Source organism: Yoonia maritima (genome assembly GCF_043641945.1).
Classification (GTDB): domain Bacteria; phylum Pseudomonadota; class Alphaproteobacteria; order Rhodobacterales; family Rhodobacteraceae; genus Yoonia; species Yoonia maritima_B.
Window position 1 is genome coordinate 54,697 of record NZ_JBHZRX010000005.1, and the last position, 13,799, is coordinate 68,495.

Genomic DNA, 13,799 nt, shown 5'->3' on the forward strand with positions numbered 1-13,799 from the left:
AACGCAAATGCATTTCTGCTAGGTTATACGGAATACAAAACTATTTCCGTCGCAGATGTTCATCTAATCTTGGCATTATCTCGACAAAGTTACAGGGACGGTGCCGATAATCGAGCTGTTTGCACAAAATTTCATCCCACGCGTCCTTGCAAGCACCCGGACTGCCTGGCAAAGCGAACAGATATGTGCCTTGGGCCACGCCAGCAGTTGCGCGGCTTTGCACAGCACTTGTCCCGATTTTTTGCATGCTAACGATGGTAAAAACCGTGCCAAAGGCATCGATTTCTTTCTCATACACATCGCGGTGTGCCTCAACCGTCACGTCGCGCCCCGTAAGCCCGGTACCCCCGGTCGAGATGACAGCGTCGATATCATCATCACCGCACCATGCACGCAGCTGGTCAGCAATCTGCGCCCGTTCATCAGCGATGATCTTGCGATCCGCTACTACATGTCCTGCGGCAGTGATCCGATCAACAAGTGTCTGACCTGATTTATCATCTTCCAACTGTCGGGTATCACTTACAGTCAGTACAGCAATGCGGACAGGTACAAAATCAAGCGCCTCGTCAATCCGGCTCATGTCTTTAATCTCGCGTTAACTTCAAGCAAATCGGCCCAGGCCTCGCGCTTGGCCGCAGTGTTGCGTAGCAGATAGGCCGGGTGGAACATTGGCAGGCAAGGTTTGCCCAATACCTCGGTCCATGTCCCGCGTATCCGCGTAATCCCTGTTCGCCCAAGAAGCGCCTGACACGGCGTGTTTCCCATCAAGATCACGACATCTGGATCGACCAGCGCAATGTGCCGCTCCAAAAACGGCAGCATCATTGCGATTTCTTCATTATCAGGTGTCCGGTTCGATGGCGGCCGCCACGGCATCACGTTCGTGATATAAACGCTTCGGGCAGCATCTTCTTGCGCGCGCCCCAGATTGATCGCACCCAACATCCGATCAAGCAATTGCCCAGCTCGTCCGACAAATGGCTTACCAGCACGATCCTCTTCACGGCCCGGCGCCTCACCTACGATCATCACCCTTGCTTCGGGGTTGCCATCGCTAAAGACAAAAGACCGCGCGCCGCGTTTGATCTCACAATGCTCAAACGCCTGCATTGCAGCAGCAAGCGCAGGCAAATCTGTCGCATTCGCCGCGGCTGCTTTGGCAACTGCGACAACGTCAACTTCGACTTCTACAGGTATAGGTGGCGGGCCTGTCGGAGTTTCGGGTTTTGGTTTCGGCTTGGCTGCCTCAAGCGTGTAGCGGTCAACAGGGGTGTCCTGAATGGCGTCAGTCGCCCCCAGTTCCACCTGCCATTCCAGCAGCGCGCGGTCATCCCAATATGTATTCCCCGAATCCATGTCGCATAGACTACGCGGGAATTCATAGGATGTGCAGTGGCTTGTGCAAAATCTGCAGGAAAGAACGCACGGATGCTACGGGAAGTTTGCATATTGCAGAACCAATACTCCAATGCCTAGCAAACCATTGATGCCCCTTCGCGGACTGCTATAAGCACTTTAAACCGTGACAAGGGGCCGATCATGACATTTCGCGCAAAACATCTTTTGGGCATTGAACATCTGCACCCGACGGAAATTACCACGCTGCTGGATTTAGCCGATAGCTATGCTGAACATAACCGGCGCGGCGTTGCGCATCGCGATGTGTTGGCGGGCATGACGCAGATCAACATGTTCTTTGAAAATTCGACCCGAACACAGGCGAGTTTTGAAATCGCGGGTAAACGTTTGGGCGCCGACGTGATGAACATGGGGATGCAGGCGTCTTCGATCAAAAAGGGCGAAACCCTGATTGATACGGCGCTGACACTGAATGCGATGCACCCTGATTTGCTGGTTGTTCGGCACCCACATTCTGGTGCGGTCGATTTGCTTGCGCAAAAGGTCAACTGTGCGGTGCTGAATGCTGGCGACGGGAAACACGAACATCCAACGCAAGCATTGCTGGACGCGCTCACCATTCGCCGGGCCAAAGGCCGGCTTCACCGTCTGTCCATCGCGATTTGCGGCGATGTCGCGCATAGCCGCGTCGCCCGGTCAAACATCATGCTACTGGGCAAGATGGAAAACCGCATTCGCCTGATCGCGCCTCCAACCTTGATGCCTTCGGGGATGAATGAATTCGGCTGCGAAGTGTTCGAGAACATGGAAGAAGGCCTGAAAGACGTCGATGTTGTCATGATGCTTCGGCTGCAAAAGGAACGCATGGATGGCGGGTTCATCCCTTCAGAGCGTGAATATTTCCACCGTTACGGGCTGGACGCAGACAAACTGGCGCATGCCAAACCTGACGCCATCGTCATGCACCCTGGCCCCATGAACCGCGGTGTCGAGATCGACGGTAATATCGCTGACGACATCAACCGCTCTGTGATTCAAGAACAGGTCGAAATGGGCGTCGCCGTGCGTATGGCTGCAATGGACCTATTGGCACAAAACCTTCGCGCGAGCCGTACGCCGCAAGGGCAAATGGTGTGACGACTGATGCAGCTTAACATCCCCGCCAATGATCACGGACAAATTCGGGTCTTCGCGACCGAGTCGCCGTTGCCGCCAGAAGTGACGGGAAAGTCCCCCAAAGGGATTACGGACCTGTTCGGCACTAGCCTTGATGTGACCTACGTTGATGTCGTTTGCATTGCTGATTTGGGCGATATGAGCCTGAGTGACTATATCGCTTCGGGGTATGACATGCAGCCCGACGCGGTCGATAAGGCGGCGGTCGATGCGATCACGGGTTACGCGATTTTGCTGCTTTCACGCGCGACTGGCGGACAAGACGTTACTTTGAGCCTTGCCCCCGATCTACGGCATGTCACGACATACAGCCCAACCATTCGCATGACACCGCCAACTGAACTGCCCTCTGAAGGTGCCGAAGGCGTCATTACCCCCAAGCCTACCAAAGCCCCAAAGTCGGATGCACGTATTGGCGGGATGGTCGCAACTGCCGCCCTTATCGTGATGTTTCTGATCGTGGCCATGATGATTTGGATCGCCGGATGACTCCACGCTGCCCGCTAGAATTTGAAACAGGACCCATCGCATGACCGATATGCTATTTACCAACGCGCGCCTGATTGATCCGGTGGCCCTGACAGATAGCCTTGGGGCGTTGTTGGTGCGAGACGGCAAGATCGTTGACGTGTATGAAACCGCCCCCGACGCGAATGGTGCGACCGTGGTCGACTGCGGCGGCAAGTGTCTTGCCCCCGGCATTATCGATATCGGTGTCAAGGTGTCAGAACCCGGTGAGCGGCACAAAGAATCCTTTCGCTCCGCTGGGCGTGCGGCAGCGGCAGGAGGTGTGACCACGATCGTGACCCGCCCTGACACCATTCCATCCATCGACACGCCTGAAATCCTGGAATTCGTTGAACGCCGTGCCCAAGCGGACGCGCCTGTTCACGTCTTGCCTATGGCGGCCTTGACCAAAGGCCGTGAAGGCCGTGAAATGACCGAGATTGGCTTTTTGCAAGATGCCGGCGCAGTTGCGTTTTCTGACGCTGACCGGGTGGTTACTGATACCAAAGTATTCAGCCGCGCGCTGACCTATGCGCGTAGTTTGGATGCATTGGTGATCGGTCACACCCAAGATCCGGGGCTTTCCAAAGGTGCTGCTGTAACCTCTGGCAAGTTCGCATCGCTGCGCGGTCTGCCCGGCGTGTCCCCTATGGCTGAACGCATGGCGCTGGACCGCGATATCGCACTGCTGGAAATGACCGGCGCGCGTTATCACGCAAGCCAAATCACGACAGCCCGCGCCCTGCCCGCCCTAGAACGCGCTAAGCGTAACGGGCTTGATATTACCGCTGGCGTTAGCGTTCATCACCTGACGCTGAATGAAATGGATGTCGCGGACTACCGTACCTTCTTTAAGGTCAAACCGCCCCTACGCAGCGAAGAAGACCGCGTCGCAGTTGTCCAAGCTGTCGCTGACGGGCTGATCGACATCATCTGTTCGATGCACACGCCGCAAGACGAAGAAAGCAAACGTCTGCCCTATGAGGAAGCCGCGAGCGGTGCCGTAGCACTTGAAACGCTGCTGCCCGCCGCTTTGCGCCTGTACCACGCGGAAATGATCGACCTGCCGCGACTGTTCCGGGCGTTGTCGCTGAACCCGGCACGGTTGCTACGGCTTGACGCCGGTCGGTTACTTGCAGGTGCGCCAGCTGACCTCATCTTGTTCGACCCAGATGCCCCGTTCCAATTAGACCGGACTATGCTTTTGTCAAAATCGAAAAATACCCCCTTTGACGGTGCGCGTATGCAGGGCAAGGTGCTGGGAACTTGGGTCGATGGCGAACGCGTTTGGGAGAAAGCATAATGCCTGCAATTGAAAGTGGCTTTGCGGTTTTAGCCTTATGGGCTGTGATTGGTTATCTTTTCGGGTCGTTGTCCGGCGGTATGCTCATGGCGCGTGTGATGAACCTTGGGAACCTCCGCGAAATCGGGTCAGGCAATATTGGCGCGACCAATGTGTTACGGACAGGCAACAAAAAGGCGGCTGCGCTCACCTTGCTGTTTGATGCCGCCAAAGGGGCGATCGTCGTATTGCTTGCCCGCGCCATTGCGGGCGAAGACGCCGCGCAGATCGGCGCGTTTGCTGCCTTTGTTGGGCACTGCTTTCCCGTATGGTTGAATTTCAAGGGCGGTAAGGGTGTTGCGACTTACATCGGTATTTTGCTGGCACTGGCATGGCCGATGGGATTGGTGGCCTGCCTGATCTGGCTCGTGATGGCGGCAGTCACGAGGTATTCATCGCTTGCTGCGCTGGTCGCTGCGGGTTGGACGCCCATCGTGATGGCGTTCACTGGCTATGGGCATAGCTTCTTTTTGACCGCGCTTCTTTGTCTGCTGATTTATTTTCGGCATTGGGACAATATCAAACGCCTGAAAGCCAACACCGAGACCAAGATCGGGGCAAAGGGTTAACCAAAAAATCATCGCATTAGCGACACGGATAGGAGGCGCAGTTGTTCATTCAGCTGCGCCTTTTTTCTGTTGGCTCACCACTCCCACGGCAAACTCTTGACTTAGCTGCATGTACTGCTATTTCTGTTATTACAGAAATAACGTTAATTAGAATCGGTGAGGTTCAAATGTCTGTCGCAACTCTACTTGCCCCAAATAATCCAAAGCGGACCATCCGCTACTCCGTTAACCCAACTGCATTCGTTGCCGCGCTAATCCTTGCACCCGTCAGCGTAACTTTACTGACGTGTTGGACCATCATCGGACTGTTTGCTCTCCCGTTTGGGGCAATTCCGTACTTGCTGCTTGGCACTCCAGTGTTGCTATGGGCAGTGACCCGGATCGAACCCGAGCTCTGGAGCTACGCCATACTTGGCTTTGCTGTGAATTTGGTTTGCCTGCTTGCCAGCCTCGCGGCGCATGCTCTCAGCCTAAGCAGCCAGAGCGAGCAGCTAGTCTTCATATTCGCATACGGCCTACTTTTTGGTGCTCTTTACGCAGGCGCTTTTGGCGTCATTTACGCAAATCTCTATCCAAACAGACGCATCCTACAAATCTAGAAGGACAAAACACTATGCTTAGTTATTTGATGCTTTACTTCGGACTAGCCGCCGGCGCGTTGGCGGGGCTGTCATTCATGATCTTAAAGATCGGCAGCGCACTTGCCGATTGCCCAGACACCGGGCGCGCCGCAAAAGCGGGATCAATGACGATTGTTGCAGGGTTTGTCACCATTGGTGCAGGCGGCGTCATTTTGATCGCGGCAGGTGTGCTAGCAGTTTTGCCACACATGGCGCCAGCTGGCGTTTTGACTGCGCTTGGCCTTGCTGTGCTTTGCCTTGGGCTTGGGTTTACGCAAGCTGTTGCAACGCTGCGTGACATCGTTGCGCAAGCAGCGGCACGGGTAAGCGCCACCACTGAATAACAAAAGGTTCCGAAACGGATTAATAGCTGTATTCGCTGTAGATCCGTTTCAGATCACCATTCCAATCGCCATTGTAATGATCCAGCAGTTCATCGGCCAAGGTCTTGCCTGACTCGATGCTTTCTTTCAGCGCGTTTAGGAAATGGGTTTCGTCCGGGATCAGACCACCAGCGCCGGGGCGTGCGCGGTTCTTTAGGCCAGCTTCGGAAATCGCAACGACCTCGCGGGCGAGTTCATGCATATTGATCCCATCGACCTGCGCCTGAAGCCCATCAACGGAGGCAGCCACACGCAAGGCTTCGCGCTGTTCTGCTGTCCAGTCTTTGCAAATATCCCAAGCCGCATCGAGCGCCGTTTGGTCATAGGTCAGCCCAGTCCAGAACGCAGGCAAAGCGCAAAGGCGCCGCCAAGGGCCACCATCAGCGCCGCGCATTTCAATGAACTGCTTCATGCGAGCTTCGGGGAATACGGTTGTCAGGTGGTCGGCCCAATCTGACAACAGAGGTTTTTCACCGGGTAGCGCGGGCAATTCACCCTTAAGGAAGTCGCGGAACGACATGCCCAGCGCATCGATGTATTTTCCATCGCGGTAAACAAAGTACATCGGCACATCGAGAACCCACTGAACCCAGGCTTCGAACCCGAAACCTTCGTCAAAGACGAATGGGATCATGCCTGTGCGCGACGCGTCAAGATCACGCCAAATACGTGAACGCCACGACTTGTGCCCGTTTACCTTGCCTTCAAAGAACGGCGAACTTGCGAACAAAGCGGCGGCAACCGGCTGTAGCGCCACGGCGACACGCATCTTTTGGACCATGTCGGCTTCTGATCCGAAATCAAGGTTCACCTGCACGGTGCACGTCCGGCGCATCATCGCAGTACCCATTGTGCCCACCTTTTTCATATAGGCGTCCATTAGCTTGTAACGGCCTTTGGGCATCAGGGGCATTTCTTCGTGAGTCCATTCGGGGGCCGCGCCCAAACCGATGAATTTCACGCCAATCTCATCCGAGACTGATTTCACCTCGGCCAAGTGCGTATTCACTTCGTCGCAAGTCTGGTGGATCGTCTCAAGCGGGGCACCGGATAATTCAAGCGCACCACCGGGTTCCAAGCTGACATTCGCGCCGTCTTTGGTCAGGCCAATGATCTTGCCTTCCTCTTCGACACGGGACCAGCCAAAGCGGCCTTCCAGCCCCTCAAGCACGGCTTCGATCGAACGCTCGCCTTCATAAGGAAGCGGACGCAGGGTGTCCTGACAATAGCCGAACTTCTCGTGCTCGGTGCCGATGCGCCATTGATCCTTGGGCTTGCAACCCTTCGAGAGCATCTCGGCCAGTTGATCGTGATGCTCGATTGGGCCACCACCGGACTGAGGAATAGACATGGCGCGCGCTCCGTGCTTGCTGCGTTTCAGAATTTCTATCGGTGACCTGCCGCAAGGCTCATGTCAATGCAAGACCGGACGAACCCTTGCCCAAACGGTTACGCGCGCATCTGGTGTGCGTGAAAGCGCGTCGAGCACATCAGCTGTCTTGATCCCGGGCAATCCCGCGAAAATATCGAACAGCGATTCCGCACCAGTCGCATTAATAGGGATAGATAGATTTTGCCCACCGACACCCGTTAGAACCCAATTCGGATCAGGGTGTGCGCTTGGATCCAACTCTAGCTTGGTCAGGTCTGCAACGTCGATGACGCCACCATCAAGCGGTCCGAAATATGACAGCCGGCGCTCATTTATCTGCACAACACCAGCGCCAACGCCTTGCTGCCGAAAACGGGCGCGTTGAACGCCCGCGGCTGCCAAAATTGCGCCGATTAATACCACGAGGTATCCAAGCCATTGCACCGCACCAAATGCCCGCAACCCCCACCAAAGCCCCAGCACCATCAGCCCGACACCGATCAACGTATCGCGCCAGCGCCATAGAAATGCGCGGACCTCGGGGCGAAGAAAGTCAGACATGGATCACCTGTGGTTCCTCATAAACCAGAATAGAAAACGCGCCGATCTTGTTGAAACCAATCGCCTCATATGCACGCGCAGCGTTGTCACTTGCCGCAAATAGGATTGCGTCCGTCACACCGTTACGACGTGCCTCTTGTAGGTGGAGCCCAACAGCCCGCCGTGCAACCCCCTGGCACCGGAATTCAGGCTCCGTGTAAACACCACCGATCTGAACGACCTGTGGCAACTGCGCATTAAACCCCGTCATCGCAACGGGTGTTCCATCGCGATAAAGCGCCCGGTGGCTGTCCGCATCAAGATAGGCGGCGATCTCTCTGGCCGCTGTTACATCAGGCTCTTCTCCCGGCACAGGCATGACTTCGGTCAGATAAGCAGCCCGCCAGCCCAGCACTGTGTCTTTGGGCGCATTCGCCAGAGGATACAGCGCAAACCCCTCGCAATCAGGCAATTGCAAATCCGACAGCGATAGATGGTACAGTGGTTCAACGTCATCGATTCCGGACTCACCTTGCCAGTTCAACGCATGACGCAGAGCCGCCACTTGCCCAGCATCGCCCAAAATCCCGCGATATGCCTGCCCTGCCAAAACTGTCTTGATATCGCCCCACGGGCCAGTCGGGCATTGCGGGAACAAGAAGCCCTCGTCCGTCACAGTCAGCACATCGGTGATTTGTCCGTCCAGCCAACGCACCCAAAACGTCACAGCACGCGGGTGGCCACCCGACATGCCGTAGCTGCGTAAGTTCGAAAGCGGAAACATCGACGTGGCGATGTGGTTGGTCAGGAATGCCTCAATCGCGGGGCGGTCAGCCTCGGTCGCGCGGATCACCCCCAGTCCCCCAGTGCCTGTTGCCAAACCGTGAGTGCGGCAACTGCTGCTGTGTCGGCCCGCAAGATGCGTGGCCCTAGGCTTACGGGGTGGCTGAAGGGGAGTGCGTGGAGCTTTTCACGCTCGGCCGGGGAAAATCCGCCTTCGGGGCCGATTAGGATCGCCCATGGGCCGGGTGTGTCTGGCAAGCCGATCGGGTCGCCGATTTTTGCTTCATCGCAGAACATCAGTTGACGGTCTGCGGGCCAGTCGGCCAGCAAGCGGTCCAGCTTTTTCAATTCTTCCACTTTGGGCACAAATGTACCACCGCATTGCTCGGCGGCCTCGACCGCATGGGCCTGTAGCTTGTCTTGGCGAATGCGATTCGCGCTTTGGGTATAGTCTGTTTGCGCAGGGATAATCCGTGCCGCACCCATTTCGACCGCTTTTTCAACGATGAACGCGGTACGTTCTTTGCGGATCGGGGCGAATATCAGCCACAGGTCAGGCGGCATTTGCAACGAGCGCGTCTGTGTCTGACACAGCAGAATACCGCCCTTTTTGCCTGCTTTCACAACCTCCGCGTCCCATTCGCCGTCGCGGCTGTTGATCAGAGACAGCACCGCGCCTTCGTCCAGTCGCATCACCCCAAATAGGTAGTGCGCCTGATCACGATCAAGCGGAACTGATTGCCCTTCACCCAGCGGGTGATCTACATAAAGTCGAACCTTGGAAGCCATAGGCAGACCATATGACCGAGAACGCGCCAACACCAGAGCAGACAGGCACAGTTTCTGATGCCGTAACAGGGAATTGGGTCGATACCAGCGCCCCGGCCTTTGCCCGCCCATACCTGCGGCTTTCCCGCGCGGATCGTCCTATTGGAACGTGGCTGCTGTATATGCCCTGCCTGTGGGCGTTGGGGCTGGCGATGCTGGCGACGAAAAGCGCAAGTATCCATGATCTTTGGATTGCCGTTGCATGTGGTATCGGCGCATTCCTGATGCGCGGTGCGGGCTGCACATGGAACGACATCACGGATCGTGAATTTGACGCTAAGGTCGCACGCACCCGGTCACGGCCAATTCCATCGGGCCAAGTCACCGTGCGCGGTGCGGTTATCTGGATGATCGCGCAGGCGCTTGTTGCCTTTGCAATTTTGCTGACCTTCTATTGGGCGGCGATTATTCTAGGGGTGCTCGCGCTATTGCCTGTTGCGGTTTATCCGTTTGCAAAACGGTTTACCTGGTGGCCGCAGGTGTTCTTGGGGCTCGCGTTTAACTGGGGTGCGCTGCTTGCTTGGGCTGCACACACAGGCAGTATTGGACCAGTCCCGGTCGTTTTATACCTGGCAGGTATCGCTTGGACGCTATTTTATGACACGATCTATGCGCATCAAGACACCGAAGACGACGCGCTGATCGGCGTGAAATCCACCGCCCGTCTTTTTGGCGATCAAACACGCGAATGGCTGCGGCTGTTCTTGACCATCACAATCTTGCTGTTCGGTGCAGCGGTCGTGTTGGCATGTATCGACAGAAGCATACTTTCGCTGGTCATCGCGCTTGGTGGACCTTGGGCGCTGGGCTGGCATCTAACTTGGCAATTGCGGCGTTTCGACCCTGACGACAATGATGGGTTACTCCACCTTTTCCGATCAAACAGAAACGCTGGGTTGATCGTCCTGCCATTTTTCGCTCTTGCGATGTTCGTGTGATTGAACAACGTCGCAGCTAGTCCTATGCAGGACGCCAATCAACAAAGCGGATACGCATGCGCCTTTCAGCTATTTTCATTCGTCTCGTCGCCTTTGCCATAGCAGGCATTGTCTCGGTCGGCGCGGCACGCACCACAGTATCGGTCGTCGAAGAACGTTCGGTAGAGGGTGTACAGCAAACCCTTATCAATCAGGGATATTTATGGGCCTCCGTGCTTGGCGATGGGCTTCAAGTCATCATCGAAGGGCAGGCCCCAACCGAGGCTGTACGGTTCCGTGCGATCTCTGCCGCTGGGGGCGTCGTGGATGCCAGCCGCGTTATAGACAACATGTCTGTGACCGATTCGGAAAAGATCGCAGCACCCGAATTCGCCATCGAAATCCTGCGCAACGATAGCGGCGTTTCGCTGATCGGGCTTATTCCTGCTTCAACAGATCGTGAGGCGCTCGCTGACCAAATCCAAGATATCGCCGATGGTCAGCCTGTTACCGATCTATTGGAAGTCGCGGATTACCCCACCCCAGAAAACTGGCGCCGCGCGCTGAACTATGGCTTCCGTGCTTTGGAAATGCTTCCGCGTTCAAAAATATCTGTGAATGCCGACCGCGTAATCGTGAACGCGATTTCCGACAGCCCCGAAGAAAAGCACCGTCTTGAAACGGCATTGGCCCGCAACACCCCAGCTGATGTCGAGCTATCGATAGAAATCAGCGCACCCCGCCCTGTTATTTCGCCGTTCACTGTCCGTTTTGGGATCGACGAAGATGGCCCGATGTTTGACGCATGCGCGGCAGACACCAGCGAAGCTGTTGCCGAGATTATCGCTGCCGCATCAAAAGCTGGTCACACTGATCAGGTGAACTGCACATTAGCACTAGGCGCGCCATCGCGTCTGTGGGGCGAAGCCGTCGCGCTTGCCATCAAAGCTGTTGGCGACCTTGAAGGCGGTACAGTCACGATTGCGGACACAGACGTTACCCTGCTTGCGCCCATGGGCACTGACGCAGGCAAATTCGACGATGTTGTCGGCGCACTTGAAAACGCTTTGCCCGAAGCATTCGCCGTCACCGCAGAGCTACCCGTCATGCCAGAAGCATCACCCGAAGGCCCGCCCCGCTTTACCGCAACGCGTAGCCCCGAAGGTCAGGTGCAATTGCGTGGCCGTATCCCGGATGACCTGACGAACACTGTCGCCGAAAACTTTGCCATCGCGAAATTCGGCCAAGGCAACATCACCATGGGTACACGCGTTGTCGAAGGTCTGCCTGCGGGCTGGTCTGTCCGGGTTCTTGCCGGGATCGAGGCCTTGTCAGAACTTTCGAACGGTGCAGTTGTTGTTGAACCTGATACGATCGAAGTCCGCGGCAACACCGGAAACGAAGTGGCGAGCGCAGATATCTCGCGCTTGCTGATCGAAAAGCTGGGCCAAACCGCTGACTTTGATATCGACGTAACCTACGTCAAACAGCTTGACCCTATCGCGAACCTGCCGTCGCCAGAAGAATGCATCGAACAAATCAAATCGGTGACCGCCGACCGCAAGATCACGTTCGATCCCAGCTCGGCTGATATTTCGGCTGGTGCTGTGCCACTTGTCGATGACATTGCTGACATCCTGAAAAAATGCGGTGATCTACGTATTCAGGTCGCTGGCTACACCGATAGCCAAGGCCGCGAAGAGATGAACCAGCAACTATCGCAGCGCCGTGCTGATGCGGTCCTGACAGCGCTGCGTGCGCGGCGTGTTCCTGTGTCTACTTTCGAATCGGTTGGATTTGGCGAGGAGAACCCAATCGCTGATAACGGTACCGAATCCGGTCGTGAAGCAAACCGTCGTATCGAATTTAGCTTGATTGTTCCTGAACCGATCCCCGAAGAAGAAACAACTCTTGAAGCGATCGCAGAAGAAGAACCGCTACCAGAAACAGTTGCGCCCGCAGAAGATGCATCAGGCGAAGAAGCCCCCGCTGATGAAGCGGCCACTGAATAACTAAAAGGCAAAGACGTTGAACAGAACTGAATTCATTATCGCCACCGCGATCATCCTGTTTGTAGCTTTCGCCCTAGGTTGGTTTGCAAGCTGGTTGGTTAATCGTTTCACACGCGTCACCAAAGCCGAGATCGGCGAACTGGATAAGATGGCGCAATCCCTGCATGAGGCAGAAGAGACACGCGATCAGGCCATTACCTACCTACAGCAGCGCGAAGCTGAGATGACCAACCAGCTGTCCCAGACAGAAGCCGAACTGCGTGCGGCAATGGACGGTTTACGCGAAGCACGTCGCGAAGCAGAAGAGCTTCGTGCCTATGTAGAGCGTCAAAACAGCAAATAATTCTAATCGCGCGGGGCGGCGGCGCGTTTCAACCGATCGTTGATCGCACGCCCTAGCCCGTGATTAGGGATTGGCGACACCGCAATGCGTGTCGCTCCCATCGCATCTAGCTGATGCAAGCAGTCAAACAGTCGCGCTGCCGCTTCGGTCAGATCACCTGACGGTGACAAGTTCAAATCCGCGTCTACCGGGCCAAAACCTAGCAATACTTCACCCTCTTCAACATGTTCAGCGTTCAGCCGCACTTGACCCTTTGGCGCATAATGCGACGCAAGTTGACCGGGTGACATGGGCGTATCGGGATCATCTGGCATTGCAATCGGGCGCCCAAGGCAGGCTGATATCGCCTCGGCAGGTATGCCACCTGCCCGCAACAGCGCAGGTTCCCCAACACAGCTCACGATAGTCGACTCAACCCCAACGCTACATGGGCCGCCATCTATGACAGCGTCGATTTTGCCAGTTAGTCCAGCCACGACATGTTCTGCTGTTGTGGGGCTGATCCGGCCCGATGGGTTGGCAGACGGTGCTGCCACTGGACCGCCGAAAGCCTGTAAAAATTCTTGGGCCACGGCGTGATCCGGGACGCGTACGGCAAGCGTATCTAACCCAGCAGTGACGAGTTTGGACACGCCAGCGTCTGGCCTTACGGGTAAAACCAGCGTCAGCGCGCCCGGCCAGAATGCCGCCGCCAGCGCACGCGCATCATCGTTGAAAACACAGTATTTTTCGGCCAGCTCAACGGTCGCCAAATGGACGATCAGCGGGTTGAAACTGGGGCGTCCTTTCGCTTTGTAAATGCCCGCAACAGCGGTATCATTGCATGCGTCAGCACCCAGCCCGTAGACCGTCTCGGTTCCGAAGGCGACTAGCCCACCTGCCCGCAAAATCTCAGCGGCCTTTGTGAAACCTTGGGCATTCGGTGAAATTTTTAGCAAAGGTGCATGAATCATGACGTGGCGTTTCGGTTGATGGGTCTGCGGGCGCAGGTAGGTTAGAAGCGAATGAGTGATGCATAGCCGTGGCACCCAATTTTGCCAAGCGG

16 protein-coding genes are annotated in these 13,799 nt (G+C 56.0%); 9 read left to right on the forward strand and 7 right to left on the reverse strand.

Going from position 1 to position 13,799, the window contains the following annotated elements:
* Positions 1 to 40 precede the first annotated feature (40 nt).
* Both moaB and ACHUEV_RS12375 read right to left on the reverse strand, forming a co-directional pair.
* On the reverse strand, positions 41 to 583 hold the full coding sequence (gene moaB, locus ACHUEV_RS12370) for a molybdenum cofactor biosynthesis protein B (RefSeq protein WP_394180300.1): 543 nt from the start codon (positions 581 to 583) through the stop codon (positions 41 to 43).
* Positions 580 to 1,359: a uracil-DNA glycosylase gene (locus ACHUEV_RS12375; protein ID WP_394180302.1), complete on the reverse strand. Its 780-nt coding sequence runs from the start codon at positions 1,357 to 1,359 to the stop codon at positions 580 to 582. The genes moaB and ACHUEV_RS12375 overlap by 4 nt, the downstream gene beginning before the upstream one ends.
* A 183-nt stretch (positions 1,360 to 1,542) precedes the next feature.
* Here ACHUEV_RS12375 and ACHUEV_RS12380 point away from each other — a divergent pair, with 183 nt between their 5' ends.
* The 6 genes from ACHUEV_RS12380 to ACHUEV_RS12405 all read left to right on the forward strand — a co-directional run bounded on the left by ACHUEV_RS12380 (position 1,543) and on the right by ACHUEV_RS12405 (position 5,920).
* Positions 1,543 to 2,499, forward strand: a complete 957-nt coding sequence (locus ACHUEV_RS12380; protein WP_106746351.1) for an aspartate carbamoyltransferase catalytic subunit — start codon at positions 1,543 to 1,545, stop codon at positions 2,497 to 2,499.
* 6 nt (positions 2,500 to 2,505) lie between these two features.
* Positions 2,506 to 3,027, forward strand: a complete 522-nt coding sequence (locus ACHUEV_RS12385) for a hypothetical protein (protein ID WP_394180304.1) — start codon at positions 2,506 to 2,508, stop codon at positions 3,025 to 3,027.
* 40 nt (positions 3,028 to 3,067) lie between these two features.
* Positions 3,068 to 4,348 carry a dihydroorotase gene (gene pyrC / locus ACHUEV_RS12390; protein WP_394180306.1) on the forward strand — a complete coding sequence of 427 codons (1,281 nt, stop codon included), beginning with the start codon at positions 3,068 to 3,070 and terminating at the stop codon, positions 4,346 to 4,348.
* Entirely contained in the window at positions 4,348 to 4,956 is a 609-nt protein-coding gene (plsY, locus tag ACHUEV_RS12395; RefSeq protein WP_394180308.1) for a glycerol-3-phosphate 1-O-acyltransferase PlsY, read from the forward strand. The genes pyrC and plsY overlap by 1 nt, the downstream gene beginning before the upstream one ends.
* A 167-nt stretch (positions 4,957 to 5,123) precedes the next feature.
* Positions 5,124 to 5,555 (forward strand): hypothetical protein, encoded by a 432-nt coding sequence (locus ACHUEV_RS12400; RefSeq protein ID WP_394180310.1) that lies wholly within the window; start codon positions 5,124 to 5,126, stop codon positions 5,553 to 5,555.
* A 14-nt stretch (positions 5,556 to 5,569) separates the two neighbouring features.
* Positions 5,570 to 5,920 carry a hypothetical protein gene (locus tag ACHUEV_RS12405; protein ID WP_394180312.1) on the forward strand — a complete coding sequence of 117 codons (351 nt, stop codon included), beginning with the start codon at positions 5,570 to 5,572 and terminating at the stop codon, positions 5,918 to 5,920.
* A gap of 19 nt (positions 5,921 to 5,939) precedes the next feature.
* Here the strand turns inward: ACHUEV_RS12405 and ACHUEV_RS12410 are convergent, their stop codons facing one another.
* The 4 genes from ACHUEV_RS12410 to ACHUEV_RS12425 all read right to left on the reverse strand — a co-directional run bounded on the left by ACHUEV_RS12410 (position 5,940) and on the right by ACHUEV_RS12425 (position 9,443).
* Entirely contained in the window at positions 5,940 to 7,310 is a 1,371-nt protein-coding gene (locus ACHUEV_RS12410) for a glutamate--cysteine ligase (protein ID WP_394180314.1), read from the reverse strand.
* Between the two features lie 63 nt (positions 7,311 to 7,373).
* Positions 7,374 to 7,892: a hypothetical protein gene (locus tag ACHUEV_RS12415; RefSeq protein ID WP_394180316.1), complete on the reverse strand. Its 519-nt coding sequence runs from the start codon at positions 7,890 to 7,892 to the stop codon at positions 7,374 to 7,376.
* Positions 7,885 to 8,724: a GNAT family N-acetyltransferase gene (locus tag ACHUEV_RS12420; RefSeq protein WP_394180317.1), complete on the reverse strand. Its 840-nt coding sequence runs from the start codon at positions 8,722 to 8,724 to the stop codon at positions 7,885 to 7,887. Before ACHUEV_RS12420 ends, ACHUEV_RS12415 begins: the two co-directional genes overlap by 8 nt.
* On the reverse strand, positions 8,721 to 9,443 hold the full coding sequence (locus ACHUEV_RS12425; RefSeq protein ID WP_394180319.1) for a 16S rRNA (uracil(1498)-N(3))-methyltransferase: 723 nt from the start codon (positions 9,441 to 9,443) through the stop codon (positions 8,721 to 8,723). The genes ACHUEV_RS12420 and ACHUEV_RS12425 overlap by 4 nt, the downstream gene beginning before the upstream one ends.
* An 11-nt stretch (positions 9,444 to 9,454) precedes the next feature.
* On the opposite strand from ACHUEV_RS12425, the gene ubiA reads away from it, so the two are divergent.
* Genes ubiA through ACHUEV_RS12440 form a run of 3 tightly spaced genes read left to right on the forward strand, consistent with a single transcriptional unit; the run spans position 9,455 to position 12,754 of the window.
* On the forward strand, positions 9,455 to 10,420 hold the full coding sequence (gene ubiA, locus ACHUEV_RS12430) for a 4-hydroxybenzoate octaprenyltransferase (RefSeq protein ID WP_394180321.1): 966 nt from the start codon (positions 9,455 to 9,457) through the stop codon (positions 10,418 to 10,420).
* Between the two features lie 56 nt (positions 10,421 to 10,476).
* A complete protein-coding gene (locus tag ACHUEV_RS12435; protein WP_394180323.1) occupies positions 10,477 to 12,411 on the forward strand; it encodes an OmpA family protein in 1,935 nt (644 codons plus the stop codon).
* Between the two features lie 16 nt (positions 12,412 to 12,427).
* The gene (locus tag ACHUEV_RS12440; RefSeq protein ID WP_394180325.1) at positions 12,428 to 12,754 is read left to right on the forward strand and encodes a hypothetical protein; all 327 of its coding nucleotides are present in this window, start codon (positions 12,428 to 12,430) and stop codon (positions 12,752 to 12,754) included.
* Positions 12,755 to 12,756: 2 nt separating this feature from the next.
* Here the strand turns inward: ACHUEV_RS12440 and ACHUEV_RS12445 are convergent, their stop codons facing one another.
* Complete coding sequence (locus ACHUEV_RS12445) at positions 12,757 to 13,707, reverse strand: L-threonylcarbamoyladenylate synthase (RefSeq protein WP_394180327.1); 951 nt, start codon at positions 13,705 to 13,707, stop codon at positions 12,757 to 12,759.
* Positions 13,708 to 13,799: the final 92 nt, after the last annotated feature.